The organism is Pseudoalteromonas sp. S16_S37 (assembly GCF_014694405.1).
Lineage (GTDB): Bacteria > Pseudomonadota > Gammaproteobacteria > Enterobacterales > Alteromonadaceae > Pseudoalteromonas.
Window position 1 is genome coordinate 1 of the sequence record NZ_JAAUWV010000058.1, and the last position, 25758, is coordinate 25758.

At 42.0% G+C, this 25758-nt stretch carries 25 protein-coding genes; 7 read left to right on the forward strand and 18 right to left on the reverse strand.

What is annotated here, in order from left to right; all coding sequences use genetic code 11:
* Positions 1-200: 200 nt before the first annotated feature.
* The 6 genes from HC733_RS18485 to HC733_RS18510 all read right to left on the reverse strand — a co-directional run bounded on the left by HC733_RS18485 (position 201) and on the right by HC733_RS18510 (position 5856).
* Positions 201-527 (reverse strand): YbaB/EbfC family nucleoid-associated protein, encoded by a 327-nt coding sequence (locus HC733_RS18485; protein WP_190366482.1) that lies wholly within the window; start codon positions 525-527, stop codon positions 201-203.
* A 57-nt stretch (positions 528-584) separates the two neighbouring features.
* The gene (dnaX, locus tag HC733_RS18490; RefSeq protein ID WP_190366483.1) at positions 585-2837 is read right to left on the reverse strand and encodes a DNA polymerase III subunit gamma/tau; all 2253 of its coding nucleotides are present in this window, start codon (positions 2835-2837) and stop codon (positions 585-587) included.
* Between the two features lies 1 nt (position 2838).
* Positions 2839-3384 (reverse strand): adenine phosphoribosyltransferase, encoded by a 546-nt coding sequence (gene apt / locus HC733_RS18495; RefSeq protein ID WP_190366484.1) that lies wholly within the window; start codon positions 3382-3384, stop codon positions 2839-2841.
* A gap of 343 nt (positions 3385-3727) precedes the next feature.
* Positions 3728-4474, reverse strand: coding sequence for an HvfC family RiPP maturation protein (locus tag HC733_RS18500; RefSeq protein ID WP_190366485.1), 747 nt, complete (start codon positions 4472-4474; stop codon positions 3728-3730).
* Positions 4474-5316: an HvfB family MNIO-type RiPP peptide maturase gene (locus tag HC733_RS18505; protein WP_190366486.1), complete on the reverse strand. Its 843-nt coding sequence runs from the start codon at positions 5314-5316 to the stop codon at positions 4474-4476. Before HC733_RS18505 ends, HC733_RS18500 begins: the two co-directional genes overlap by 1 nt.
* A gap of 57 nt (positions 5317-5373) precedes the next feature.
* Complete coding sequence (locus HC733_RS18510; RefSeq protein WP_190366487.1) at positions 5374-5856, reverse strand: HvfA family oxazolone/thioamide-modified RiPP metallophore; 483 nt, start codon at positions 5854-5856, stop codon at positions 5374-5376.
* A 155-nt stretch (positions 5857-6011) separates the two neighbouring features.
* On the opposite strand from HC733_RS18510, the gene HC733_RS18515 reads away from it, so the two are divergent.
* On the forward strand, positions 6012-6998 hold the full coding sequence (locus tag HC733_RS18515; RefSeq protein WP_190366488.1) for a tRNA-dihydrouridine synthase: 987 nt from the start codon (positions 6012-6014) through the stop codon (positions 6996-6998).
* Positions 6999-7033: 35 nt separating this feature from the next.
* Positions 7034-7393, forward strand: coding sequence for a conjugal transfer protein TraR (locus HC733_RS18520; protein WP_190366489.1), 360 nt, complete (start codon positions 7034-7036; stop codon positions 7391-7393).
* Here the strand turns inward: HC733_RS18520 and HC733_RS18525 are convergent.
* The 10 genes from HC733_RS18525 to HC733_RS18570 form a co-directional block, all read right to left on the reverse strand.
* A complete protein-coding gene (locus tag HC733_RS18525; RefSeq protein WP_190366490.1) occupies positions 7390-8412 on the reverse strand; it encodes a hypothetical protein in 1023 nt (340 codons plus the stop codon). The two genes, HC733_RS18520 and HC733_RS18525, sit on opposite strands and share 4 nt — an antisense overlap.
* Positions 8413-8462: 50 nt before the next feature.
* On the reverse strand, positions 8463-9722 hold the full coding sequence (locus HC733_RS18530) for a tetratricopeptide repeat protein (protein WP_190366491.1): 1260 nt from the start codon (positions 9720-9722) through the stop codon (positions 8463-8465).
* Between the two features lie 11 nt (positions 9723-9733).
* Positions 9734-10348, reverse strand: a complete 615-nt coding sequence (locus HC733_RS18535; RefSeq protein WP_190366492.1) for an energy transducer TonB — start codon at positions 10346-10348, stop codon at positions 9734-9736.
* Positions 10348-10752, reverse strand: coding sequence for an ExbD/TolR family protein (locus HC733_RS18540; protein ID WP_190366493.1), 405 nt, complete (start codon positions 10750-10752; stop codon positions 10348-10350). Before HC733_RS18540 ends, HC733_RS18535 begins: the two co-directional genes overlap by 1 nt.
* Before the next feature lie 14 nt (positions 10753-10766).
* Positions 10767-11291 (reverse strand): MotA/TolQ/ExbB proton channel family protein, encoded by a 525-nt coding sequence (locus HC733_RS18545; protein ID WP_190366494.1) that lies wholly within the window; start codon positions 11289-11291, stop codon positions 10767-10769.
* Positions 11291-12655 carry a MotA/TolQ/ExbB proton channel family protein gene (locus HC733_RS18550; protein WP_190366495.1) on the reverse strand — a complete coding sequence of 455 codons (1365 nt, stop codon included), beginning with the start codon at positions 12653-12655 and terminating at the stop codon, positions 11291-11293. The genes HC733_RS18545 and HC733_RS18550 overlap by 1 nt, the downstream gene beginning before the upstream one ends.
* A gap of 6 nt (positions 12656-12661) precedes the next feature.
* Positions 12662-13432, reverse strand: coding sequence for a DUF3450 domain-containing protein (locus tag HC733_RS18555; protein WP_190366496.1), 771 nt, complete (start codon positions 13430-13432; stop codon positions 12662-12664).
* Positions 13433-13843: 411 nt separating this feature from the next.
* Positions 13844-14482 carry a CatA-like O-acetyltransferase gene (locus HC733_RS18560; protein WP_190366497.1) on the reverse strand — a complete coding sequence of 213 codons (639 nt, stop codon included), beginning with the start codon at positions 14480-14482 and terminating at the stop codon, positions 13844-13846.
* A 67-nt stretch (positions 14483-14549) separates the two neighbouring features.
* The gene (locus HC733_RS18565; protein ID WP_190366498.1) at positions 14550-15590 is read right to left on the reverse strand and encodes a Glu/Leu/Phe/Val dehydrogenase; all 1041 of its coding nucleotides are present in this window, start codon (positions 15588-15590) and stop codon (positions 14550-14552) included.
* A gap of 326 nt (positions 15591-15916) precedes the next feature.
* A complete protein-coding gene (locus tag HC733_RS18570; protein WP_190366499.1) occupies positions 15917-17443 on the reverse strand; it encodes a fumarate hydratase in 1527 nt (508 codons plus the stop codon).
* Between the two features lie 155 nt (positions 17444-17598).
* Between HC733_RS18570 and pabB the strand changes: the two genes are divergently transcribed.
* From pabB to HC733_RS18585, 3 genes are all read left to right on the forward strand, one after another.
* Positions 17599-18948, forward strand: a complete 1350-nt coding sequence (gene pabB / locus HC733_RS18575) for an aminodeoxychorismate synthase component I (protein ID WP_190366500.1) — start codon at positions 17599-17601, stop codon at positions 18946-18948.
* 9 nt (positions 18949-18957) lie between these two features.
* Positions 18958-19533, forward strand: coding sequence for an NUDIX domain-containing protein (locus HC733_RS18580; protein WP_190366501.1), 576 nt, complete (start codon positions 18958-18960; stop codon positions 19531-19533).
* 83 nt (positions 19534-19616) lie between these two features.
* Positions 19617-20993 (forward strand): L-serine ammonia-lyase, encoded by a 1377-nt coding sequence (locus HC733_RS18585; RefSeq protein WP_190366502.1) that lies wholly within the window; start codon positions 19617-19619, stop codon positions 20991-20993.
* Positions 20994-21095: 102 nt separating this feature from the next.
* Here HC733_RS18585 and HC733_RS18590 read toward each other — a convergent pair whose 3' ends face one another.
* Together HC733_RS18590 and HC733_RS18595 are read right to left on the reverse strand one after the other, a co-directional pair.
* Positions 21096-21704, reverse strand: coding sequence for a rhomboid family intramembrane serine protease (locus HC733_RS18590; RefSeq protein WP_190366503.1), 609 nt, complete (start codon positions 21702-21704; stop codon positions 21096-21098).
* A 111-nt stretch (positions 21705-21815) separates the two neighbouring features.
* Positions 21816-23915: a winged helix-turn-helix domain-containing protein gene (locus tag HC733_RS18595; protein ID WP_190366504.1), complete on the reverse strand. Its 2100-nt coding sequence runs from the start codon at positions 23913-23915 to the stop codon at positions 21816-21818.
* Between the two features lie 174 nt (positions 23916-24089).
* On the opposite strand from HC733_RS18595, the gene HC733_RS18600 reads away from it, so the two are divergent.
* Both HC733_RS18600 and HC733_RS18605 read left to right on the forward strand, forming a co-directional pair.
* Positions 24090-24797: a class I SAM-dependent methyltransferase gene (locus HC733_RS18600; RefSeq protein WP_190366505.1), complete on the forward strand. Its 708-nt coding sequence runs from the start codon at positions 24090-24092 to the stop codon at positions 24795-24797.
* Positions 24798-24809: 12 nt separating this feature from the next.
* The gene (locus HC733_RS18605) at positions 24810-25616 is read left to right on the forward strand and encodes a DUF4886 domain-containing protein (protein WP_190366506.1); all 807 of its coding nucleotides are present in this window, start codon (positions 24810-24812) and stop codon (positions 25614-25616) included.
* The last annotated feature ends 142 nt before the right edge of the window (positions 25617-25758 follow it).

A 25758-nucleotide genomic window follows, 5' to 3' on the forward strand; every position in this document is an offset into this window, starting at 1 on the left:
AATTGATTTAGCAGCTTGCTTGGCAAACGCTTCCAGTTCTTTTTTATTCATCATTGCCTATCCTAAACCCTTTATAGGGATTAATAATAGGCAGTTACACAGATTTAGTTACAGGGTCTATTCAAAAACGCCTATTAAAATTAGCTTGCCAAAAAAATAGCGCCATCAGGCGCTATTTTTAAAATCATTTTATCTAACTCTTAGAATGGCATTTTGAAGCCAGGTGGTAGTTGCATACCGCCGGTGATGGCTGCCATTTTCTTTTCAGACTCTTCAGCAACGCGGCGTACTGCGTCGTTAACCGCTGCAGCTAGTAGGTCTTCAATCATGTCTTTGTCGTCTTCCATTAGGCTTTCGTCAATTTCAACACGACGTACGTTGTGGCTACCTAGCATGGTTACTTTTACTAAGCCTGCGCCAGATTCGCCTGTTACTTCTAAGTTTTTAATGTCTTCTTGGGCTTTTTGCATGCGCTCTTGCATTTGCTGCGCTTGCTTCATCATGTTACCCATTCCACCTTTAAACATAATATGCTCTCTTACATCAATTCAATTGGGCTAAAAGATAAGGGCTATTGTACTTGATTACAATGCCTGTACTGTATTTTCATCGACCGTTGCGTCAAATTCTTTTACAAACTGTACAATGTTTGGATCTTGATTGATCACATCAACAGCTTGTTGGTAACGGTCGGCATCAATTTTTTGTTGGATTAAATACGGTGAGTCTATCACCCCGGGGGCAAAGCTCACCTGTAACTGCACGTCGTAGCTGTATATTTCACTAAGCGATGCCGTTAGCTTTTGCCTAAGCATTGGGCTGTCTAAGTGCTGTTGGCTTTGATCTACTTCTAAATTAAACGTGTGACCGTCTTTGGTAAAAATAGAATGCAGGGCAAATTGGCGCATTCTACCACCAAGCCCCATCCGCTTAATTAAGTGCGCCCATTCGTCTTGCTGGTGGGCAAACTTAATATCGCTGATCGGGCTACTAAAATCATCTGGCACTGGAATGCTAGGCGCTTGCGGCTCAACCGATTTGTTGCTGGTTGGCGGTGCTATCTGCTCTAGCAGCTCTGGTGCTAGGTTTGCCTCATTGGGCTTATGGCGCTCAGTAAAGGCAACTTTCTTTTTAGGAAGTGCCGTTGTCGTTTGGTTTGTTGGCGCTTGTTGCGCCTGAGGCTTTTTTACCTCATCACCCTGCCCTTGGCGTAGTTTTCCCGCGCCAGATATTTGCCTATTTTGTAAAATCCGCGCGATGGCAGATTGAGCTTGCAGCTCTTTATCGGCAATGTTGCTAGATACCGCTTCGGGTTGTGGCGCTTGGCTCGCTGCAGGCGGTTGCACCTCAGTTGGGTTACTTTGTACTTGCTCTTGAGGCGTAAAACCAAGGTCGCTGGCTTGCGCCATGACTTGTTCATACTGCGCAGCGTATTCTTGATGCTGCCCATACTCGCCGTCGTACATATCGCCTTCAAGGCTGCCTTGATACTGCTCGCCTTGAGCAGCATCGGCATTGTTCATCGGCGCTTGCGCTGTCTGGGCAACAGGCATGTCTTTTGTTATTGCCTGACTATCGGCCACATCTTGGGCCGCTGTTGGCTGTACCGTCTGTTGTACCGCCTGTTGCGCCGGCGGTGCAACTTGTTGCACTGGTGCTTCATTCGACTTATTCAAAAGCGCACGTAAATTACCCACTCTGTTCGCTTTGGGCTCTTCTTCATGGCTTGATTCAACCGGTGCACTTTGTATGTTGGTTTTTTCAAACGCCAACAAACGTAGCATCAGCATTTCAAAGCCCAGCTTTTGCTCAGGCGCCCACTGTAAATCGCGTTTGCCATTGAGTAACAGCTGATAGTAAAGCTGCACTTTTTCAGGACCAATTTGCTGCGCTAGTACCATCACATCTTGTGGGTCAAAATCACTGAGCCTTGCAGCTTGTGGCACTAACTGCGCCAATTGCATGGCATGGGTAAGCGCTATCAAGTCATCTATCACACTAACAAAGTTGCCATTTTGCTTGGCGATATTATCAACCGCTTGCAACAGAGTTTGCGCATCCTGACAGATAATGGCCGAGAGCAGAGTTACAGCATGTGCGTTGTCCATTAAACCAAGCATTTGCTGTACTGCAACTAAGGTTAAATCGCCATTTGTTTGCGCAATTGCTTGATCGGTTAAGCTTAGCGCGTCTCGCATACTGCCATCAGCGGCTTTGGCCAGTGCTTGCAATGCAGGCTCTTCAAACTTTACCTGTTCTTTGGGCAAAATATCCGCTAGCTGACTAATGATGTCATGCTGAGACATGGCATTAAGATTAAACTGCAAACAGCGAGATAAAATGGTAACAGGTAATTTTTGTGGATCTGTGGTGGCTAATAAAAACTTAACGTGCAGCGGGGGTTCTTCAAGTGTTTTAAGCAGTGCGTTAAAACTGTGTTTAGATAACATATGCACCTCATCTATCAGGTACACTTTGTAACGGCCACGTGTTGGGGCGTATTGCACGTTATCTAAAATTTCACGGGTATCTTCTACTTTGGTACGCGATGCCGCATCAATTTCAATCAGGTCAATAAACTTGCCCGCTTCAATATCTTGGCAACTACTACACGTACCACAAGGGTTTGAGGTGATCCCTTGATCGCAATTAAGGCTTTTTGCAAAAATACGGGCGATGGTTGTTTTACCAACGCCCCGAGTCCCAGTAAATAAGTAAGCGTGATGCAGCCTTTGTTCGTTAAGCGCGTTTACTAGCGCCTGTTTAACATGTTGCTGCCCTACTAACTGATGAAAAGTTTGTGGACGCCACTTTCTAGCTAGGACTTGATAGCTCATATTATTCGCCTTCGAACTCTACGAGTTTAAGCACCTTAATGCCCATATCCGTCACGCGTTTTTCACCACCAAGCTCTGGTAACGAAACAACAAATGCGGCATCTGTTGCGTTACCACCAAGGCGTGCAACCAATTTAGCTGTTGCTTCAATCGTGCCACCGGTTGCTAGTAAATCATCTACTAGTAACACTTTGTCGCCTTCAACAATGGCATCAGCGTGTAGTTCTAAAATGTCTTCGCCATACTCAAGTTGATAAGACTGCGAAATAACTTCACGCGGTAACTTACCCGGCTTACGTACAGGAATAAATGGAATACCTAAGGCATACGATAAAGGAGCACCGAAAATAAAACCACGAGACTCAGTACCAATAATTTTCGTAAAACCTTTGTCTTTGTATGCTGCGACAAAACTATCTACCGTCGCTTGAAACGCTGCTGGGTTTGCCATTAGCGTTGTTACATCACGAAACATAATACCCGGCTTAGGGTAGTTTGGAATAGTAACAATACTGTCTTTAATCATAGACGAATTAACTTGTGTCATTTTGGCACGCTTTGTTAAATATATTTTCAAAAAAATGATTATAACAAGATTGACCAAACATGGAACGCTATGAGGCGGGATTCTCTACTAAACTCGATTGAAGTGCTTTATAAACGTACAAAAAAGGCCGCAAATGCAGCCTTTTCAATTCTTGTTATGCAATCGCTGTTGCCCAACCAAGAATCGCGTTTAAACACCCAATGCCAGCAAATACAGCAAGAAATGCAATAAAGTATGTTGCATTGAACGGGTCTTTAAATTCACCTTTAGACATAATACTACCTTAATTTAAGCACGACAAAACGGCGCACATAATAATCGATATGCCTAAATGGATAAAGACCTATTCGCTATTTTTACTCGCAACAATCCCCAACTCAACAAAGGCAGCAAGGGTTTGTTTGGCTCCAGCTTGCAATTGAGCAAGCTCAAATTGTGGTAATTGTTGATGTATTTGAGCCGTTAAATCAGCAAAATAAATGCCCGGGGTTTGTTCAATAATTTGCAGTAGCATGGCGGTCATCGGGTTAGAAGACAAAAACGCCACTTCCTCTTGGGTATCTCTGTACACAACAAAATAATGAGGCTGCTCGCTTGGCTGGGTAGGTAAAAACTCACGGCTGATTTGATGCACAGGAAACTGGTAACTGAGGTTTCGTGCTGTGTCTTTAAAAAACAGCGGTTGCGTGCTTAAATCGTCAACTAGCACATAATCGTCGCTGCTTTGGCATACCGCAACATCTAGCTCAACCCATTCGTAATGCGCCAGCTCCAGTATAAAACATGGATCTTCTGGGGTTAGCTCATACTCAAACTGCAAAAACTGTAAAAACTCTTGGCTTATTTCTAAAAAGTAAGGCGTTTGGCAATGATGAGTACTAAAAAATTGACGCACAAGCAGCTGCCAATCTTCTTCATCATACAAACTTTTTAAAACTGGAAACGCCGAAGACACAAACCCTTCAACGTTATTAAAAAACAACTCACGATAAATATTAAGACGTCGGTCTTCTATATCGCTTGGGCCAGCAACGTTTTGCGGATCTCTAATGTGGGCCATAAACGCATTTTGCACATCAATAAAAGACATTAGGCAACCCCTTTTTGATGCTGTTGCTGCTGCTTTTGTATCCTTGCAATATGCTGCAACTCATTGTGTAAATCAGCCATACTGGGGATATTAAAGTCTCTTTCTAACAGCGTTGGAAAAACACCATGATATTGATAAGCCTTTGCTAACAACTGCCAAACAGGGTCACACACTGGCGCGCCATGAGTATCGACTAATAAGTCTGCAGCCTCTTCATAGTGGCCTGCAACGTGCCCGTAGGCAATACGCTCAGATGGCATCGCTTTTAAAAATTCTTCGGCATCATAACCGTGATTAATGCTGTTTACGTAAATATTATTGACGTCTAAAAGTAAATCACAGTCGGCTTGCTCTAACACTGCCAACGTAAATGCTTGTTCAGACATTTCCTGTCCAGGAGCGGCATAGTAAGATACGTTCTCAACGGCAATACGCCGCTCTAAAATATCCTGTACTTGGCTAATTCTCTTTGCAACATGCGTTACGGCTTCTTCAGTGAACGGGATTGGCATAAGGTCATACATGTGCCCCTCACCAGAGCAATAACTAAGATGTTCACTATAAAGTAAAATATTATGCTCTTTAAAGAATGCCTTTAACGACTTTACAAATGCCACATCTAAAGGCGCTGGAGAGCCTAACGACAGAGATAGCCCATGGCAGATAAAAGCGTACTGCTCAGTGAGCTGCTTAAATTGACGCCCGTATTTGCCTCCCATTTTTAACCAGTTTTCAGGTGCTACTTCAAAAAAATGGGCACTTTGTGGTGGTGCTATTAGAAAATCATCTAGCATCTCACGTCTAAAACCTAAACCAACACTACCAAGTTTACTCGTTTGCATTGTTACCTCAAAAATAAGAGCAACCGAAGTTGCTCTATTTGTCATACAACTTGGCGATTAGTGAGAACCACACTTACCTTCTTTTTTAGCTTTTTTGTCGCCACCACATTTACCTTCGCCACACTTGCCTTCTTTTTCAGCTTTTTTGTCGCCGCCGCATTTGCCTTCGCCGCACTTACCTTCTTTTTTACCTTTGTGCTCGCCACCACATTTGCCTTCGCCGCACTTACCTTCTTTTTTACCTTTGTGCTCGCCACCGCATTTGCCTTCGCCGCACTTACCTTCTTTTTTACCTTTGTGCTCGCCACCGCATTTGCCTTCTCCGCACTTACCTTCTTTCTTGCCTTTATGTTCTTCGCCGCACTTACCTTCCTTTTCACCTTTGTGCTCGCTACCTTCAGCACCATCTAGCTGGTATCCAGCAGTCATCGCTTCAAAAGCAAAAGGGTTTGCATTGGCTTCTGTCGCAGTTAATCCAGCTGTACCAATAACAACAGCGCCTAAGGTTAAAGCAATAGAATTCTTTTTGATTGTATTCATGACTGATTCTCTTTTTTGAAATAAATGATTCTTTGAACAAGACCTAATGTGAACTAAAAATATTTCACCATAAAGTTAAAAAAAGCAAATTTACACTTAGCAATTGTTTGTTGCTCGTTTAAAATGACCGCCCTTTGCACTCACTATTAAGCAGTATGAAACTAGTATTAGCCCCAATGGAAGGCGTTGTAGATTTTAAAATGCGCCAATTGCTCACTGACATTGGTGGCTTCGACCTGTGTGTAACCGAATTTATCCGTGTTGTAGATTTAACCTTGCCAAGGCGAGTTTTCACAAGGTATTGCCCTGAGCTGCTGAATAACGGAAAAACACGCTCGGGAACCCCCGTTAGAATTCAATTACTCGGTCAAGTACCGCACGTACTTGCCGCCAATGCAAGAAAAGCCGTGATGCTAGGCTCCCATGGCGTTGATTTAAACTTCGGCTGCCCCGCAAAAACCGTCAATAAGAGTAAAGGTGGCGCGGTTTTGCTAAAAGAGCCTGAGCAAATTTACCAAATCATTAAAGCTGTGAGAGAGGCGGTGCCGCAGGAGCATGTGGTCAGCGCTAAAATTCGCTTAGGTTTTGATGATGATAGTAACAGCACTGAAATCGTTGACGCAGTACAAAGCGCAGGCGCATCAAGTTTAGCTATTCATGCAAGGACTAAACGCGATGGCTACAAGCCCCCTGCATATTGGGAAAAAATCCCACCATTGCTATCTCGCCTTAGTATTCCTGTGGTTGCTAACGGAGAGATCTGGCAAGTTGAAGATGCTTTTTTATGCCAGCAAAGAAGTGGTTGCCAAGATTTAATGATAGGCCGTGGTGCGCTTGCCATGCCAGATCTAGCGGCAAAAATAAAAGCAAAATTTCATAACACACATCACCAAACGCTTAGTTGGGAAAATGTGATATACCACATTTTGCACTCTTCCATGCATCAAGACCCAAATGTGAGTGAAAAGTACTTTTCAGCTCGTACTAAACAATGGTTAGGCTATCTAAAACGCCAATACCCACAAGCCCACCTTTTATTTGATGAAATAAAAACCCTCAAATATAAAGAAGATGTAGTTACTGTGCTTGAGAAATACGCAAAGTGTCCGACACTTGATTCAAATCATGATAACTATTTATAAAGCTGATGATAATAGAAGCTCACAGGAGAGCGACTATGAATTCAGAACAAACAAGAAACTTTCAAGACCGATTAGAGTGCGAGCTACTCTCAGTTCGACAAGCACTTCTAAACGAGTTGAAACAATCTAGCCAAAAATTTGCTGGTGAGCTTGCTGAGTTGTTAGAGCAAAGTTCGCCTTCCGAGTGGTTGGATATTGCAGCTAAACATATAAATCCACAACAATACCCTGATTTTCAAAGGCTGTTGCAGCTAGAAGCAGCACTTTGCCAAATCGACATTGGTCAATTTGGCTATTGCTGTGACTGCGAAACGCAGTTAGATATTAAAGACTTAACAGCCGATCCTACGATACAGCGATGCCACAATTGCTGTGAAAAGTCTCACCAAGCCTAAATTTTTGGCAAAAAGGTTAATACGCTGGCGGGATGTAAAGCAACTCCTTCGATTAACGAATACGCTTGTTGGTCTGTCAGCTCTAACCTTGATTGCAGCGTCACGGTGGCTTGCTTTAAAGACCAACCTTGATAATGAACGCCTAAATCAACTTCCATTAAGGCAAGCATAAGCGCTTGTTCCTGCGCTGTTAAACTTAACTGACAGCTAGCTAGTGTAGCTGGTAAGTTTACATAGGCATCTTGCCAGTTAAGCCCAGGCTTTAGCTCTTGGCAATGCGTTTTGAGCACACTCAGCGCATAATTTAAGTTTTCATCGCTTAAATGCTCGGCACTTTTTTGAGCATTAATAAACTTATCAGCCAAACGGTGCTGTACTTGAGTAAGTAAACTGCTAGGCGATAAAGCCTCTGTATAGTAGAAGTTAAGCTTGCTCTGATACCATTCTCTGCCATTTGGCAGCTGATAAAGACCGATACCACTTCTGGGCTTATATTTATCTAAATATGAGGTTAACTCATTGCCCTTATCTTGCTCTGATAGATAGCTTTTCAGGCGAGATAACTCAATACGAGACAAATATATTTTACTCTCTTTGGCTTCTTCTAACTTGGCTATTACATGCAAAAACCAGTTATTGATGTCGCCTTCATTGAAACCTTTTGCTAGCGCATTTTTTAAAACGTTTACGCTTGCTGGCCACATGATATATCGCTCTGGATATCGCTCTTGAATCATTAGATAGTTCAGTTCGTCTAACTGCCCTTTATCAAGTGCTTGTTTGTCCAGTGATTGATAAATAACGTGCCTTCTGTCTAGATATTCATCCGTAAAAGGCAAAACAGTTAAAGTTCGCTCTATCTGATTAGGCGCGAGCGCTTGATTGATTTCTTGCAGTGCCTGCTGTGCCGATTGGTAGCTAATGACTTCTGGCACAGGCGCTTTTTCACAGCCAGTTAAATGCACTAAAGCAGCTATGACAATTAAAAACTTGAATACTTTTTTGGGGTAAACTTGCATATTTTGAAAATACTATTGGTAATAAAAAAGCCCCTTGCGGGGCTTTTTCGTTAGATCTTAACGCCTTTGCGTTGAGCTTTGTCTTTAATAAACGTTGCCCAACCACGTGCAAATTTGCGTGTTCTTGGATCTTCTTGAGCTTTAACGATTGCTTGATACGCTTGCTTATACTTTTCTTGATATAAGTAAGCTTCAGCTAAATCAGAGTAAGTACTACCCTCTTTATCTGTTCCAAGTTCTAACGCTTTGTTTAAGCGTTCAACCGCAGCACTGAACTTTTGCTCCGTTAACAGTAGGCTACCAGCCTTTCTATAAAGCTCTGCATCGTTATCAAACTTTGCAGCTTCTTCATAGTATTTAGCCGCTTCGACTAAATGTTTAGCTTGGTGGTAGTAACTTGCTGTTGCAGTCACATTTTGCTTAGTGCGTTCAACTTTTCCGTCTTTCAGTGCTTTTTCAAAAACAACTGCCGCTTTATACGGAATTTCGTTCAAAGAATAATAGCTGCTCAGAATTTTATAGTGGTTCTCTTTATCGAAATAGCCCTTGCGATACGCTACTTCCATTACAGTCAAACCATCAGAATAATCTTCAGTCTGCATGTAGAAAGAGCCCAGTTGCGTCCACATTTTTGGATCTTCTGGGAACAACTTCACTAATATTTCAGCAACTTTTACTGCGTCTTTGTACTTTTTAAGCTCAAAGAATGCACCTATTTTAAGCATATGGTATTGCTTGTTAGGTTCAGCTTCTAACTTAATCGCTTTATCAGCAGGCTCTACAACTTTGCTATACTGCTTAAGCTCGTAATAAGCTTGAGCGACTCGAGCATATACTTTTGGATCTTCTTCACCAGTGAAGTCCATCCAGTCGTTATACGTTTTAATCGCTTCTTGGAACTTGCTTGTCCCGATTAACAAGTCACCAAGTAACTTAAACAAGTCAGCTTGATCTTTAAAGTTAAGAGCATCTGGAGCAATCGCTGCGCGAATATATTTTATCGCTTCATCGTATTGCTCTTTTTGCGCGTACATATTACCTAAGTAACGGTTTACCGTCGCTTTATCAAAATCATTTGATGGGTCAAGTTCTTTCAATTCAGCAATTGCTTCATCGATTTTGTCTTCGTTGTACAGGTCAAAAGCTTTAACTACCTTTTTACCAGTACGCTCACCCATGATTTTGGTTTTGGCGTTCTTACGTTCTTCAATCTTGGCATAGTCTGGTGCTGCTACTGCAGCTGTAGTGTATACAGTACCTGACAAAGACAAAAGTAGCGCAAGAGCTGTTGCTTTATTTAAATGCTTCATTTCTTGCCTCCTTAGTCTTGATTGAGTTTAAAGTCTAACTGAACGGTGATACCCGGTTGTTTTTCTGGCTTACCATCAACAATCTTAGGGCGATATTTCCACTTACGTAATGCACGAATTGCTTCACGGTCAAAAATACGCTTTGGTTCAGCGTCAATTACTTCTACATCTTCAACTTCACCTAGCTCATTGATAGTAAACGAAAGCTGTACCCAACCCTCTTTACCATCACGCGCTGCTTGAACCGGATACTTAGGTTCAATACGTACGATAGGTGTAGCGTCACCGTCGCGGCCAAAATCGCCAGGGCCACTCAGACCACCTGCAGTTCCCCCCAGATCGATGCTTGGCATATTAAAACCAATTGCACCTGCCGCAGGGTTTGCATTTTCAGGCTGAGGCGGCTGCGGCTTAGGCGGCTGCTTCGGAGGAGGTGGTGGCGGTGGCGGAACTCGCTTCCGCTCCTGCACCTCAGATTCAGGTGGATTCGTCATAATTTCGACAACAATCTGTTCTTTTTTCTCATCAGCCCTATCAGCTCCGCCAGAGATAAGATAAGACATAAAAAAGAACAAGCCGAAAGTAACTGCCCCACCTGCAATCAGTGAAAACAGAAAACGAATCATTACTTAGCTCCAGCTATTGAAATCTTCAAGTTATCGCTAGTGGCCTTGATTTGGTCCATTACTTGTACAACCACACCGTGTTTCGCACCTTTATCCGCTTGGATAATTACGGTTTCAGTAGGTTGTTCAGCAAGGATGCTCTCAAGGTTTGCACTAACACGCTCTACATCTACTTGACGCTTGTCCATCCAAACCTCACCATTCTCACGAATAGCGATGAAGACGTTAGCATTCTTAGTTTGTTGAGCTTGAGCTGCCTTTGGCTTCTTAACTTCAATACCAGCTTCTTTCACGAAAGAAGTGGTAACGATGAAGAAGATCAGCATGATGAATACGATGTCTAGCATCGGCGTCATATCTACTGCTGCTTCTTCCTCTTCACGAAAACGTTGTTTACGTGCCATATTAATATCTCTCTCTAGTGATGTGGCAAGCTGTCAATCAACTGTTCTTTAGCCATTTTCGCTCTTGCTTCAAGGCGAGTACTAAAGAATACACCTGACAGTGCCGCAACCATTCCTGCCATTGTTGGTATCGTCGCCATTGAGATGCCTGATGCCATCAAACGTGCATTACCAGTACCTTGTGTAGCCATGGTTTCGAAAACCGAAATCATACCTGTCACCGTACCTAGTAAGCCGATTAGTGGACACATTGCAACCAATGTTTTGATAATCAACATACGCTCATCTAATTTCTCAGACGCTTCAGAAATCCATGCATCGCGGATTCTGTGTGCGTACCAAGACGTTGTGTCTTGGCGGGCGTCCCACTTAGCTACGATATCCGCCTTCATTTTTGGATACTCAGCTAGTAGGAACCAATAGCGCTCAATCATTAAAAACCACATAATAAAGAGTGCTATCGCGACCACGTATAAAACTTGGCCGCCTGTGCCAACAAAATCCCTGATAGATTCCCAGGTCTCCATCAGGACTAGCATTAGGCTTTCTCCTTCTCCGCGTGTGCAGCAACGATACCTGCACTTTGCTCGTCAAGGATGTGTAAAACAGCTTTACTACGACCTGAAACGATAGCGTGTAATAGGATTAGAGGTAGAGCAGCAATCAGACCTAGAGCAGTTGTAACTAGCGCTAGAGAGATGTTACCTGCCATGATCTTCGGATCACCAGTACCAAATAGAGTGATTGATTCGAAAGTTAGGATCATACCAACAACCGTACCTAATAGACCTAGTAGAGGTGCAATTGCAGCCAAGATCTTGATTATGTTGATACCTGTTTCGATACGTGGTGTTTCACGTAAAATCGCTTCATCAAGTTTAAGCTCTAGGTTTTCAACGTCTTGGTTTTTGTTATCGTGATAAACTTTCAAGATACGACCAAGCGGGTTGTTTGTATTAGGCGTGTTGATGTTTTTGATTTGCGCCTTGATTTTCGCACTAACCATCATTAGGTCTAAGAAACGAACAAGAGCAAGCAATGCACCTACTGCTAACAATGCAGTAATGATGTAACCAACTGTGTCACCTTGGTGCCAACGTTCTTCAACAGTAGCGCGTTGAGTGTTCAAACGTAAGATTGAACCACGCGTTGGGTCAACGTAAAACTTAGTGTATGTACCCGCAGAAGTGCTTAGTAGCGAGTCAACCGTTTTTAATACGTAACCATCTGGTTGTTTACCAAGTGGCGTGATTGCTTTGTTAGCTGCATCATAAAGAACGTAGCCGTCTTTAGTTACTAAGTTGAAGTTACCAACACGAGTAACTTGCTTAACGTTAGTTTCACCGCTAAGTTCAGCAACTTGAGCTTCAAAAGTAGATACTTTAGCTGACTCAGTCATTTCAGTTTGGAATGCAATCCAAAGTTCTTCTAGCTCACGAGTAGTTGGTAGTTCTTTAGCAGCTGCAAGAGAACGTAAAACTTCAGCGCGTCCTGGTTTTTCAGCAGATACTAGTGATGCTTCGATAGAACCGATAGCTTCTGATGCTGAACGACGTACAACACCGAACATCTCACCTAAAGTACCTGTAGCGTTAGCTAGTTCAACTTCTTTTTCAGCAAGTGTGATTTCATTTTGTTTGAACTCTTTGTTCAAACGCTCACCACGTGCTTTTTCAGCAGCAAGTTCGCTCTTTGCTTTATTAAGTAAAGATTGCTGATTTGCGCGAGAAGAAAGGAACTCTTGCTCACGTTGCTTATTGATTTTACCTTCAGAAATGCGGTTTTGCTTCACTTCTTGTAGGATTTTATCAAGAGCTTCTGTATTTGCGTGTGCATTTAGCGCGGCACCTGCAGAAACAGATAGTGCAGCGGCTACTGCAAAGCCTTTAAATAGTTTCTTCATTTTCACTTACTCCGCGCCAAAGATTGGTAATGCAACTAGATCTGGGGCAGCCTGACCACGTGCGATACGGATCATGTCTTTTACAGGCTTAAGGTATTCTTCACTAAGCTCATCCCACTGTTTAGCAGTATTGTTCCAAACCCATGCGTGCTTTAAGTCAAATGACTGAGCAACATAAGCAACGCGACCAAGACGTGCAAAATCAACGTTGATGTTTTTACCATTGATTTCTAGAGAACCTTGAGACGCAGCCATAACTGAACTGTAGTCAGTTTCAATTGTGTACGCTTCAAGTACTTGGCGGAATTTTTCTGAAGTAGTTACTTTAGAATTTGAAAGTAGTTCACGTAGCTTCTCTACGCGACCCATACGTGTTTCAGTCTCAAACGGAACGTCCGCTTTGATGAATTGCTCAAGCGTATCGATCATGCGATACATCAAAGGCACAACGTCCTGTTTTGTCTTTTCAATTGTTCCGATCTGACGATCAAATGACTCAATGCCAGCTCTTTGGTCAGCGACCAAACGGGCTACGTGGTCGTTATAAACTTTGAGTAGTTCAGTTTCGTCAACAACACTGCGGTACTCGCCGATCATTTCTTGCGTTTGACCAAAAATGTTGTCGATTTTTTCTTGAGACTTTTTAGCAGCCTTTTGAGTTTGTTGACCTACGTTTTGTACGTCGTTCAAAGGATCTGCAATCACATTGCTGCTTGCAAATGCTGTTGCGCCTAAAAGCGCAGTAGCTACAAGACTCTTTCTGATTTTAACAGACATAGTTCCCAACCAATTAAGTAATGTTACTTTTATAATTTTATCACCCCGCTAGGGAGCAACCCTGATATCTTTTAACAGATATCAACTGTCCAATAATGCTAAATGCAAGTCGCTGTGTCAACTTCACTTGCAAAACAAATTTTCCAGTTTTAAAAAAATAAACTCGATATAAAACAAAAAATTAACATGGTTTTTTTTTAACTCCTCTTATAGCCGTTGATAATAAAGCAGTTAAATCACAATGTTTACATTTAATTACAACACAAGAGCGCAATGTAATAGTCTCTTTAATTTTGCAATTGTGAGCCTTAACCTTATGAATACAATCATAAATTAAATTTATAACCGAAAAATAATTGCTATTTTTGCATCACTGCCAAAAAAACTTTCATTTGCCTACATTTCAACCACTTAATTTGCTAACTCTAAAATAGCTTGTTTAAGTGTAGTCAAAAATTGCGCAACGTGAATACCATCTAACAAAGCATGGTGCACTTCTACATTTAATGGCATCAAACCCGTATTGTGTTGATATTGACCAAATACAAACTTAGGAATGCCTGAACATTCATTCGTCTTAGTAGCAGCATGACTGAAACTGCTGAAGTTAAACCAAGGTAATATAGACACATATACTTGTGCTATGTGCGTTTCTCTTAGTTCAAGTTTTTCATTCAATAATGATTGTTCTAGGTAAAGCTCTTTTTGTGTAGAAGCATATGCGCAAAACTGTTCAAAATTTTCTTTTGCATCTAAAGGTGTAAAGCGGAAAGTTTCATCGTCTTTTAAAAACACAGTGCTTGCAGTGACTTTATCCACCTCATAAGGCTGACCATCTTTGATACGATAACGCATTGGCGCATATCGATTCACGGCTTGTAACAAACAGTATAAATAGCATAGTGTAAAAGAATACTTATTTGCCTTTGCAAAGCGATAGAGTGAAGAACAGTCTAATTGCGTCGTAATGTTGAACTGAGGCTTGTCAAAACTTTTAAAAAAATGATAGTGCTGCGCGCGTGGCCACGTCTTTAAATCTATTGGTTTCATACTTAAACAGAACAAAAAAGGGTATGCCAAGCATACCCTTTCAACTATCTAGTATCGAATAAAATCGTTAAAGACCTTTTTCAATGATCTCTTGCGCTAATTCATCGGCAATGACGTGCGTGGATTTTTGTTCACTTTCAGAACGAGCAAAGATTTCAGTCAGCGTATCGTAAATGCCTTCAACGTGTTTTGTTGCAGCAGCTTCACTGTAGCCTTCTGGCTTTGTTTCGTAGTAAACGTTAATAATACCACCAGCATTTATTACGTAATCAGGTGCATAAAGTACGCCTTTTTCACGTAGGATCTCACCATGACGAGACTCAGCTAATTGGTTGTTTGCACATCCAGCGATGATATTGGCTTTGATACGAGGGATAGTATTATCGTTGATAGTAGCACCAAGTGCACAAGGCGCATAAACATCTACGTCTAAGTCGTAGATTTCATCAATACCAACCGCAGTAGCACCAAAGTCATTAACCACTCTATCTACAGACGCTTGATTAATATCCGTAACAAACAACTCAGCACCCGCTTCGTGTAAATATTTACATAAGCCGTATGCAACCGCACCTAACCCTTGAACCGCAACTTTAACACCAGCTAAATCCTGATGACCATGCTTGTGCTGGTAAGCAGCTTTGATCCCTAAAAATGTACCAAGCGCTGTGAATGGTGAAGGGTTACCACTTTTACCTTCAAGGCCCAGCACATAATTGGTTTCTTTGTGCATTATCATCACATCACCTGTAGTGATGTTTACATCTTCTGCTGAGTAGTAGCTGCCACCCAAACGCTCTAGGTGCTTACCAAATGCTCTAAATAATGCTTCAGATTTAATTTCTTTAGCATCACCAATGATCACCGATTTACCGCCACCAAATGGTAAGCGTGCAACCGCATTTTTGTATGTCATACCTTTAGATAGACGCAACACGTCATACACGGCATCTTCATCTTTGGCATAGTTCCACAAACGGCAACCACCAACAGCTGGACCTAGCTTAGTGTTATGCACAGCAATAATTGCTCTTAAGCCAGATGCTTCATCTGCACAAAAGACGACCTGTTCATGATTATCAAATTCAACTTGGTTAAATACAGCCACTTTTAGTTCTCCGAAATGTCTCACCCTATGGGTGTTGATAGCGCTGAAATTGGCAAAACTCTATCACTAACTTATCGCGCATGCCAGAAAATGAGATGATCATCCTACTAAATTCAATTAATTTAAATGAACAAACCAAAAACAATCACAATTAGGAATATTTAACCCTTAAATAACCTATAAGTAGACTAGTATAGTTAAGATATCTTAATTCTTCGCAAGGGATGTTTACGTAAACGTAAAGTTCTACCACAGTGTAAAATTTAAATTACAAAAAAGCCGCGTATTTATTAGATACGCGGCTTTTTGTACTTTACTGAACGAGCTTATCTAAGCTTACTGTCTAGCTCTTCTATTTTCGCTTTCCAGATAGCTGGGCCTTGCTCATGGGCATTTGCCCCCGTGCTGTCAACAGCCACTGTCACTGGCATGTCTTCAACTTCAAACTCATAAATCGCTTCCATTCCCAAATCTTCAAAAGCAACAACACGCGCTTTTTTAATTGCTTTTGCTACTAAATAAGCTGCACCGCCCACAGCCATCAGATAGATAGATTTGTTATTTTTGATTGATTCAACCGTTGCAGGGCCTCGCTCTGCTTTACCAATCATACCTACGATACCCGTATTCTCTAACATCATATCGGTAAACTTATCCATACGAGTTGCCGTGGTCGGACCGGCAGGACCTACCGCTTCGTCGCCCACTGCGTCTACTGGACCCACGTAGTAAATAAATTTATTCTCAAAATCTACCCCTTCAGGTAAACCTTCACCTGAATTGAGCATGTCTTGCAGGCGTTTGTGCGCAGCATCGCGGCCCGTTAAGATTTTGCCTGATAGAAGTACCGTTTCACCCATCTTCCAGTCTTGAACATCGGCTTTAGTGAGCGTGTCTAGGTTCACACGACGGGTGTCTTCGCCCACTTCCCAAGTCACTTCTGGCCAATCTTCAAGTTTAGGTGCTTTTAGATCTGCAGGACCCGAACCATCAAGTGTAAAGTGTACGTGGCGAGTTGCCGCACAGTTAGGGATCATAACGACTGGCTTTGACGCAGCATGTGTTGGTGCTGTTTTGATTTTTACATCAACAACTGTTGTTAAACCACCTAAACCTTGCGCACCGATACCTAATTTATTTGCACGCTCAAAGATATCCAAACGTAGTTTTTCTTCTGCTGTTTCTGCGCCACGTTCAATTAGCTCATGAATATCCACAGGGTCCATGAGTGATTCTTTAGCAAGTACCGCCGCTTTTTCAGCCGTACCACCAATACCTATTCCCAGCATACCCGGTGGACACCAACCTGCACCCATTGTTGGTAAGGTTTTTTCAACCCAAGCAGCAACATCATCAGAGGGGTTTAGCATTACCATTTTAGTTTTGTTTTCAGAGCCACCACCTTTAGCTGCAATCATCACTTCTACTTCAGCGCCTGGCACCATATCGATATGAACTACCGATGGCGTATTGTCTTTGGTGTTTTTACGACTTCCTGCTGGGTCTGCAACAATTGACGCGCGCAGTGGGTTGTCTGGATTGAGGTATGCTCTGCGCGTACCTTCATCTACCATTTGTTGAACCGTCAGATCTGTCTTGTCCCACTTAACATCCATACCCACTTTAACAAAGCAGGTAACAATACCCGTATCTTGGCAAAGTGGACGTTTGCCCTCAGCTGACATACGCGAGTTAATTAAAATCTGTGCGATAGCGTCTTTAGCCGCTTTGCTTTGTTCTTTGTGATACGCTTTTTCTAAAGCCTGAACAAAATCCAGTGGATGATAAAAAGAGATATATTGCAAAGCATCTTCGATACTTTCGATGAAGTCTTGCTGACGGATCATACTCATGACGGTTCCTTAGTTTGGTTATTAAGCCAAAGGCTAATAACGAATACATCTTAAAAATAGTGACTATTTTAAGCACCAAGCCAAGTCACTATAGAAAAATAGATAAGTATGATAACCTCCCCGCCCGTTTCGGGCTAGTTTTCAGGTTCAAGTAAATGGAAAATGAACAAATTTACGTCAAAAAGTTAGACCTCTCTTTATCTACAGAGGTCGTATTCGAGCATTTTGCACACTTACCCAACGCGATTTTATTAGACTCATGCAACGCGGCTCACGTAAATAGTCGCTTTGATATTATTGCCATTGAGCCTGTGCACGAGCTCACGGCTCAAAACGGCCTGACCTTTTTGGATGGGATTCAACAAACATCTAACTGCTTTTGCATAATGAAAGAACGTTTAGCTTCATTATCAACAGCAAAAGCACCATATGAACTGCCCTTTAATGGCGGTTGGCTTGGCTATTTTAGTTATGATTTGGGCCGCTATATTGAACAGCTTCCCGAGCAAGCGCGCAAAGACATTGACTTAGCAGATATGCATGTTGGGTTATACCTAGACGCGCTTATTTACGATAACCAAGATGCTCAGTGGTACTACGTATCTCAGCCCAATGCTCAGCGTTTAACGCGCTATCTAGCACATTTGGATCAAGACGGCATAGGCTATACGCCATTTGTTTTAACAAGTGATTGGTCGTCGAACATGACTCAAGACCAGTACACTCAAAAATTTGAGCAAATTCAACAATACCTAAAGAGCGGTGATTGTTATCAAATCAATTTGGCACAGCGTTTTAGCGCCCATTACCAGGGTTCGCCGTGGCTCGCTTATAAAAAGCTACGCTTGCAAAATAAAGCCCCATTCTCTGCGTTTATGAATCTAGATCAAAGCGCCATCTTATCTGTATCACCCGAGCGTTTTTTGTTAGTTGATAATGGCAAAGTTGAGACTAAGCCTATTAAAGGCACCTTGCCAAGAATGGTCGAACCAAATGAAGACCAGTTGCAAGCTGAACGCTTGGCCAATAGCGCAAAAGACAGAGCGGAAAATGTCATGATCGTTGACTTATTAAGAAACGATCTTGGTAAAGTGGCCAAACCCGGCTCTGTGCAAGTGCCTAGTTTATTCGCCATAGAGAGTTTTCCTGCCGTTCATCATCTAGTCAGCACCGTTACCAGCGAGCTAGCAGATGACAAGTGTGCGGTAGATCAGCTTGAAGCGGCCTTTCCTGGGGGGTCTATCACAGGCGCACCCAAAATAAGAGCCATGGAGATCATAGAAGAGCTAGAACCTCACAGGCGCAGCACATATTGTGGCTCTATTGGTTATCTTAGCGCGTGTGGTAGGATGGATACATCTATCACAATACGTACATTAGTATGCAACAATGACACTATACATTGTTGGGCCGGTGGCGGTATCGTGGCAGACTCAAAAGCTGAGCTTGAGTATCAAGAAACCTATCACAAGGTAAATAAAATTTTACCTATATTAGTAAGTTAAGAGCAAAACGTGACATTAGATGAGGTAATTACAAGATTTCATATCAGCGCGTTACAAACTAGCGAGTCGCGCGTTATTGCCCGTCAATCGGTAAAATCAAGTGCTGTGCTAATGCCTTTAATTGAACAACATGGTCAAGCTGCTTTGCTGTTTTGTAAACGTGCAGCTTATCTCAAGCATCACCCCTCTCAGTTATGTTTTCCTGGCGGTAAGGCTGAGCCTGAAGATACCGATTTAGTTAAGACAGCCCTCAGAGAAACACAAGAAGAGCTTGGGATCAGCACAGATAACATCACCCCATTAGGTACGTTAAGCATCCATTCTACGTTGACGGGTTTTACCATACTCCCGGTGGTTGCCAAACTCGCACCTCATACCCAATGGCATACCGAAAGCTCGGAAGTTGAGCACGCATTTACTATACCGATTGCACAGTTAAGCAGAGAATCAAACTGGTATACATACGAGCTGCAATTAGCTGGAAAACCTCGCCAGCTACCCGGTTTTATTACCCCGCACGGATTACTTTGGGGCGCTACCGCCAGCTTAGTCAAAAACTTTATACAATTAATCAAAACGGCATAGCAATTTCGTAGCACAACGGGTTACAAGGTGCTGTTTTAGCGTTATGATGTGCCCCCGTTCAAAGGCAATGTTGAGTAAAAAATATGATTAGTGCATTTGATATGTTTAGTATCGGTATTGGCCCTTCGTCGTCTCATACCGTCGGTCCAATGCGCGCTTCAAGACTGTTTGTTAAAGACCTACAAGACAAAGGTTTGTTATCGCAAACAACTGAAGTAAAAGTAGAGCTATTTGGCTCATTAGGACAAACAGGCATTGGTCACGGTTCTGGTAAAGCCGTGATATTGGGACTTGCGGGCTATGATCCTGAATCTATTGATGCTGATGCTGTACCTGAAATTTTAGAAAAAATCGAACAAGAACAAGTTATCTACCTTGATCAAAGTCACAAAGTGAAGTTTCCAAAGCAAGGGGCAATTGTATTTCATCGTCGTAAAACACTACCCAAGCACTCTAATGCCATGGAGATCATTGCACTGAGTGGCAAAGAAAAAGTACATAGCCAAGTCTACTACTCAATTGGCGGTGGTTTTATCGTTACTGATGAGCAGTTTGAGCAAGAAAAGCAAGCGGCGCTTGATATCCGTGAGCAAAACCCAGCTCCATTTCCGTTTGATACAGCTGAACAGCTGCTTCACTTGTGTAAAGAGTCTGGCTTAAGTGTTTCTTCGCTAATGATGGCGAACGAAAAAACGCTGCGATCTGCCGCAGAGATAAAAGCTGAACTTTTCAATATTTGGCAAGTAATGAAAGCTTGCATTGAGCGTGGTATACGTACCGAAGGCATTTTACCCGGAGGCTTAAAAGTTAAACGCCGTGCGCCAAGCTTGTACTTAAAATTAAATGTTGAAAATAGCAATGATCCACTGCGAGCTATGGATTGGGTAGATTTGTTTGCACTTGCGGTGAATGAAGAAAATGCCGCAGGAGGCCGTGTGGTGACAGCACCAACGAATGGTGCAGCGGGTATCCTACCGGCAGTGTTAATGTACTATCACACCTTTATCAAAGAAGTAGACGAAGAAATAGCAACACGCTATCTGCTTACAGCTGCTGCAATCGGTATTTTGTATAAAAAAAATGCGTCTATATCAGGTGCTGAAGTTGGCTGTCAGGGCGAAGTGGGCGTAGCCTGTTCAATGGCGGCAGGTGCATTGACCGAGATCATGGGCGGTAACGTAGTAAACGTCGAAAACGCAGCAGAAATAGGTATGGAGCATAACCTTGGCCTAACCTGTGACCCAGTTGGTGGACTTGTACAAGTACCTTGTATTGAGCGTAATGCCATGGGCGCTGTAAAAGCGATTAATGCGTCTCGCTTGGCGATGCGCGGTACTGGTGAGCAAAAGGTATCTCTTGATAAAGTAATTAAGACCATGCTCGACACCGGCAATGATATGAAGACCAAATACAAAGAAACCGCTCGAGGCGGATTGGCTGTAAATATCATTGAATGTTAATTGATAAAAACCCAAGTTTAATAACTTGGGTTTTTATTTGGCGATTAGCCACCTCAGTAAAGACTCATTAGATTCGCCCGCCATACACTCTTTTGTGCGTTTTTAAATTGTCACATTTTTATTAACAGACGACCGTTTATTTCGATAAACGTATGCTGCGATAAAACCGCTGATAAAACCAAACAAATGACTTGAGACACTCGTACTGGCGTCAAACGAAAACAAGGTGCCAAATAGGTTTATCTGAAAGTAATGAGTGATAGCCAGCAAAGCAGCAGCAAGCAAAAAGCTCAATATATTGCGTCTAAACACCGCACTGCCCATGATGAATCCAAAATAGCCCATCACTATGCCAGACGCCCCAATATGATTCGCATAGCTTGCAAATAGCCAAACCAGTGCACCAGTAAGTATAAAAATAACCGCGGTTGCACGTTTAAAACATGGTAGTTGGCTCGCCAAATACCCACTAATAAGTAAACCTAAGGTATTACCAATTAAATGTTGCCAATCGCTGTGTAAAAACGGGTAAATGATTATACCCAAAAGATGCGACTCGCTTAAAGGCACTAAGCCGAACCGACTTAATCGAATCCCAGTTAAAGCACTAAATATATGTGCTAACCACATAATTAACAGCATAAAAAGTATGAATTTAAAATTACTTGCTGAATCGAGATAGCGCCCTAAAATCTTATTTTTAATATCCATTATTTACCCTAAATCTATATCCAGATCCGTAGACGTTGTTATCAACAGAGCTATTCCATACACTTTCGATTTGAATAAAACTGCTCAGCCCTACTTATAGCCACAGTCAAATCAGCCAGAAAACTTCATTTTAACTATGTCTGATTCTACATTGTCCCAAAATGAATACACCAAGGTTTTGCAATTATTCTTTAAATCAAATTTCAATCGTGCCGTAGTAGGCATATCTTTAAGCTGCACTTTTTCCCCTGATTTTAGATTATATCGCCATAAATCAGTCGTCTGATTATGAGTTAGATAATAAATATCATCACTACAAACTGTAAAGTTATCACCGCGATTTGCATCGGGTATTAGCAATCGTTCGGCCTTAGTTGATATATCTAACTGCCAAATACCTGGCTTTCTATATTTGGTAAAAAATATCTGATTGTGACTTGCTGTGTCGATGCTTTGATATCCTCCTTTGTCAGTTATCTGGCGCATCGCACCACTGTCTATTTCATAGCGCCATAGCTGCCAATCACCGCTCATGTCTGAAGAGAAATAAAATGCGGTACCATCATGTGAAAAACTCGCAAAAGCGGCACTCACATCACCCAATGGCACTTTCTGGGCCGTATCTTTACTTATATCTACAAGGTACAAACGTTTGTCACTCAATGCCACAAGTATCTGTGACCCGCTAGGTGACCATGCATAGCTATCTATTTGTATACCACTGGGCAGTGACGAAATCGCTTTAAGCTCATTTTGAGTGTGTAGCCAAAGTTGCATTACGCCACTGCGCTTCGACAAAAAGAGTAATGATTGCCCATCTTTTGAATACACGGGCTGTTCGTCTAACTGACTAGAATTGATTTTGAGTTTAGTTGTCTGCTCATTCGGTAACGTGTTTACACTGATATCTTGCTGCCATAAATCAACCGATGCACTTTGCGTTGCGTATATTATCTGGTTGTTTGTGGCATTTAACTCTGGGTAATGGATTGCCTGTGGCGATTGATAAAGCATCGTAATTTCACCAGTCGCAACATTTAACAACTTAAGCTTGCCTCCAATACGATTATCACTAAATACAATTGAGCCCTCATCCGCCGTCCAACTTGGATTCCAAGTTAAAAAACCAAGTTCCGCAATGCGTTTTTCATCGCCGGTCTCTAGGTTTTTTACAAACACCTGATTATTGCCCCAATATTTATTGCGTAAAAACAGTAACTGCTTTCCACTTGGCGACAATGCCAGTTCATTATCTCCGTAGTAGTTATCTTCTTTGGCGGTCACTTCATCGAGCTTTGATGTATTGAGGTTAAGGCGATAAATTTGATATGGCTGGGCACTGTTTTCCCTATCGGTAAAATATAATGACTGCCCATCGGGCGCCCACTGCACATTACTATAGTGTTCAACCGCACCACATTGGTATACCGTTTCTGTATTTATAGGGCGAGCCTGCGAGTCTAGATGCAAAATATCAAGCTGACACTTACCATTGCCCTTTCTAAAAAACACCACTTTGCTTTTATCATGAGAAAATGACGGCGCACGGTCATCAAAAGCAGAAAAGGTAAGCTGTATTGTCTGCTGAGTAGCTAATTTTTTTAAGTACAAATGATAAGGTGCTGTACTGTTTTGCCTGTGTCTATAAACCAGCCACTGTTCGTCGTGAGATAATGACGCATCATACTCAAACCCTGGAATACTTGTTAAAGGTTCAAATACTGGCGCATCGATTCTAATCGCCTCTCCATGGCGGCTTTCACGCCAAAAGAGCAATGCAAACAACAGCAATACCCCACTACTTAGCCATAACAACCATTTTGCGTTTAAAGAGCGACCCGCTAGTATGAGGCCTTGGTTTTTCATAGTTGCATGGGCTTTTGTTGATTCAAAGCGCACTGGTGCGATAAATCGATAGCCTTTCTTCGCTACGGTTTGAATGTATTCGGGTGCTTCTACATTATCTGCCAGTACTTTTCTTAAAATACCAACCACTCTATTGATGGCACCTTCGCTCACTTGCGATGACCAAACATCAGCCATTATTTGTTGGCGGGATAAAACTTCATCTGCATGGCTGGCAAAGTAACACAGCAAAGCCATCACTTGCGGCTCTAAAACAATTACTGCATCACCAATCGTAATTTGATTGAGTAGCCTTTCTACCTTGTAGTCGCCCACAAAAAATACATTTGGCAATAAACCCGTCATTTTTACACCAATTAATATCCAAAATATCGCTCGCCAACATAGCATTTAACTCATTGATAATAAATAACATCATTAAATCATCATCAAATAATAAAGGAGATATACTCACCCACGCATTGAGGCGCTTAAGGTAACTCGTCATAAATGTGCTTGGTTACTAAACAGGAGTACACTATGAAAAAAACCATCTTAACCTTGGGCTATTTGACTGCCCTTATTTCGCCACTTGCCAGTCATGCTAATCACTTTGCAAGTTTACTCAGTCAAAATGACAGACCTACAGCGGATAAGCTGCGAGATATAAACAGAAAGCCCGAGCGTATTCTTGCGCTCGTTGATATACAACCCAACATGACTGTGGTTGATTTTATTGCAGGTAGAGGTTACTACACAGATATTTTTGCCCGAGTGCTAAACAACTCAGGCAAACTCTTTGCAGTCAAAGCTAAACTCGCAGATAGAGATCTGAGTAAATTTAAAAATATAACTGAGTTACAAGAACTTGATCTCAGTGATTTGACCGTTCAGGCAGATAGAATATTTACCGCGCTCAACTACCATGACCTAGTTAACAAAGACGAATTGAACAGACAGCAACTACTCGCTTCGATTTATAACAAGCTTAAAGATGATGGCTACTTTATTGTGATTGATCACAATGCTGCACCTGGCACAGGTAGGTCAACTACCAAAAAACTGCATCGCATTGAGAATACCTTTGTATTAAACGAAATACTTAATGCCGGCTTTATCTTAGAGCAATCTTCTAGTGCTTTGGCCAATCCCAATGATGATTACCAACAGGATGTATGGCAAACAAATACAAAAGGTCTTACCGATAGGTTTGTGTACAAATTCAAAAAGCCAAAAGCTCTTAAATAAGGAGGTGTATCAATGAGTCATGTAATACGTCTAATCCTATTAGCAATAGCAATTTACTCTAATGCTGTTTTTGCCAACAATAACTATGCCCAAGGCACAACGAACATACTTTTTATTGGTAACAGCTTTACTGGTGCCAACCATTTACCTTCAGTGCTAAAAAAAATCGCAACAGCAAATAATAAGCAGCTTACTTATGCTGCACAGATCAAAAATGGTACCTCGCTTTACCAACATTGGCACTCTGGTGATGCCCAAAAACTTATTTTGTCTAAGAACTGGGACTATGTTGTGCTTCAAGATGCCAGCGGTAGTGCATTGGAACACCCAGAAAAAACGCTGGAGTACGGCATTAAGTTTGTTGATTTAATAAAACAGCAAGGCGCAACAGCTTTACTCTTTAATACATGGGCTTATAACGGCACTCCCACGTGGGTAACTAACTTAAAAGATAAAACGCTTAAGGCTCAGTTTGAAGAGTTTATCCCACATATGGCTGAAAAAACCAATGCGCTTTATCAATCACTAAGTGATGCTTCAGGTGCCAAAGTGGTAACGGTTGGGCAATATTGGCAACATTTAGCTCAACAATCCAATAATGTTAGATTGTACGCTGATGATAATTCCCACCCTTCCCCGTTAGGAACTTACTTCAGCGCAATACTGTTTTACAAAGCGCTTTATGGTGAGGCTCCCAAGTTGCTGCCAAACATGCTAGAAGCGCCTTACAATCAAACGCGAATGGATGAGATGCAGCGCATTGAGATCAGTCAAAGCTCTGCTGCTTTAATGCTAAAAGTACTGTCTAAACCGATATAGGCCGATTATCTCAATCCACTTAATTAGTCGATTCTGAAAATCTCGGTTTTTCAAAAAACTGAGGTTGTTCAATTTGGATTGCTATCTTTAGATTCGGTTAACCATCTAACGTTTTTGTTGTTTGATTTTCACGTGCCAATGG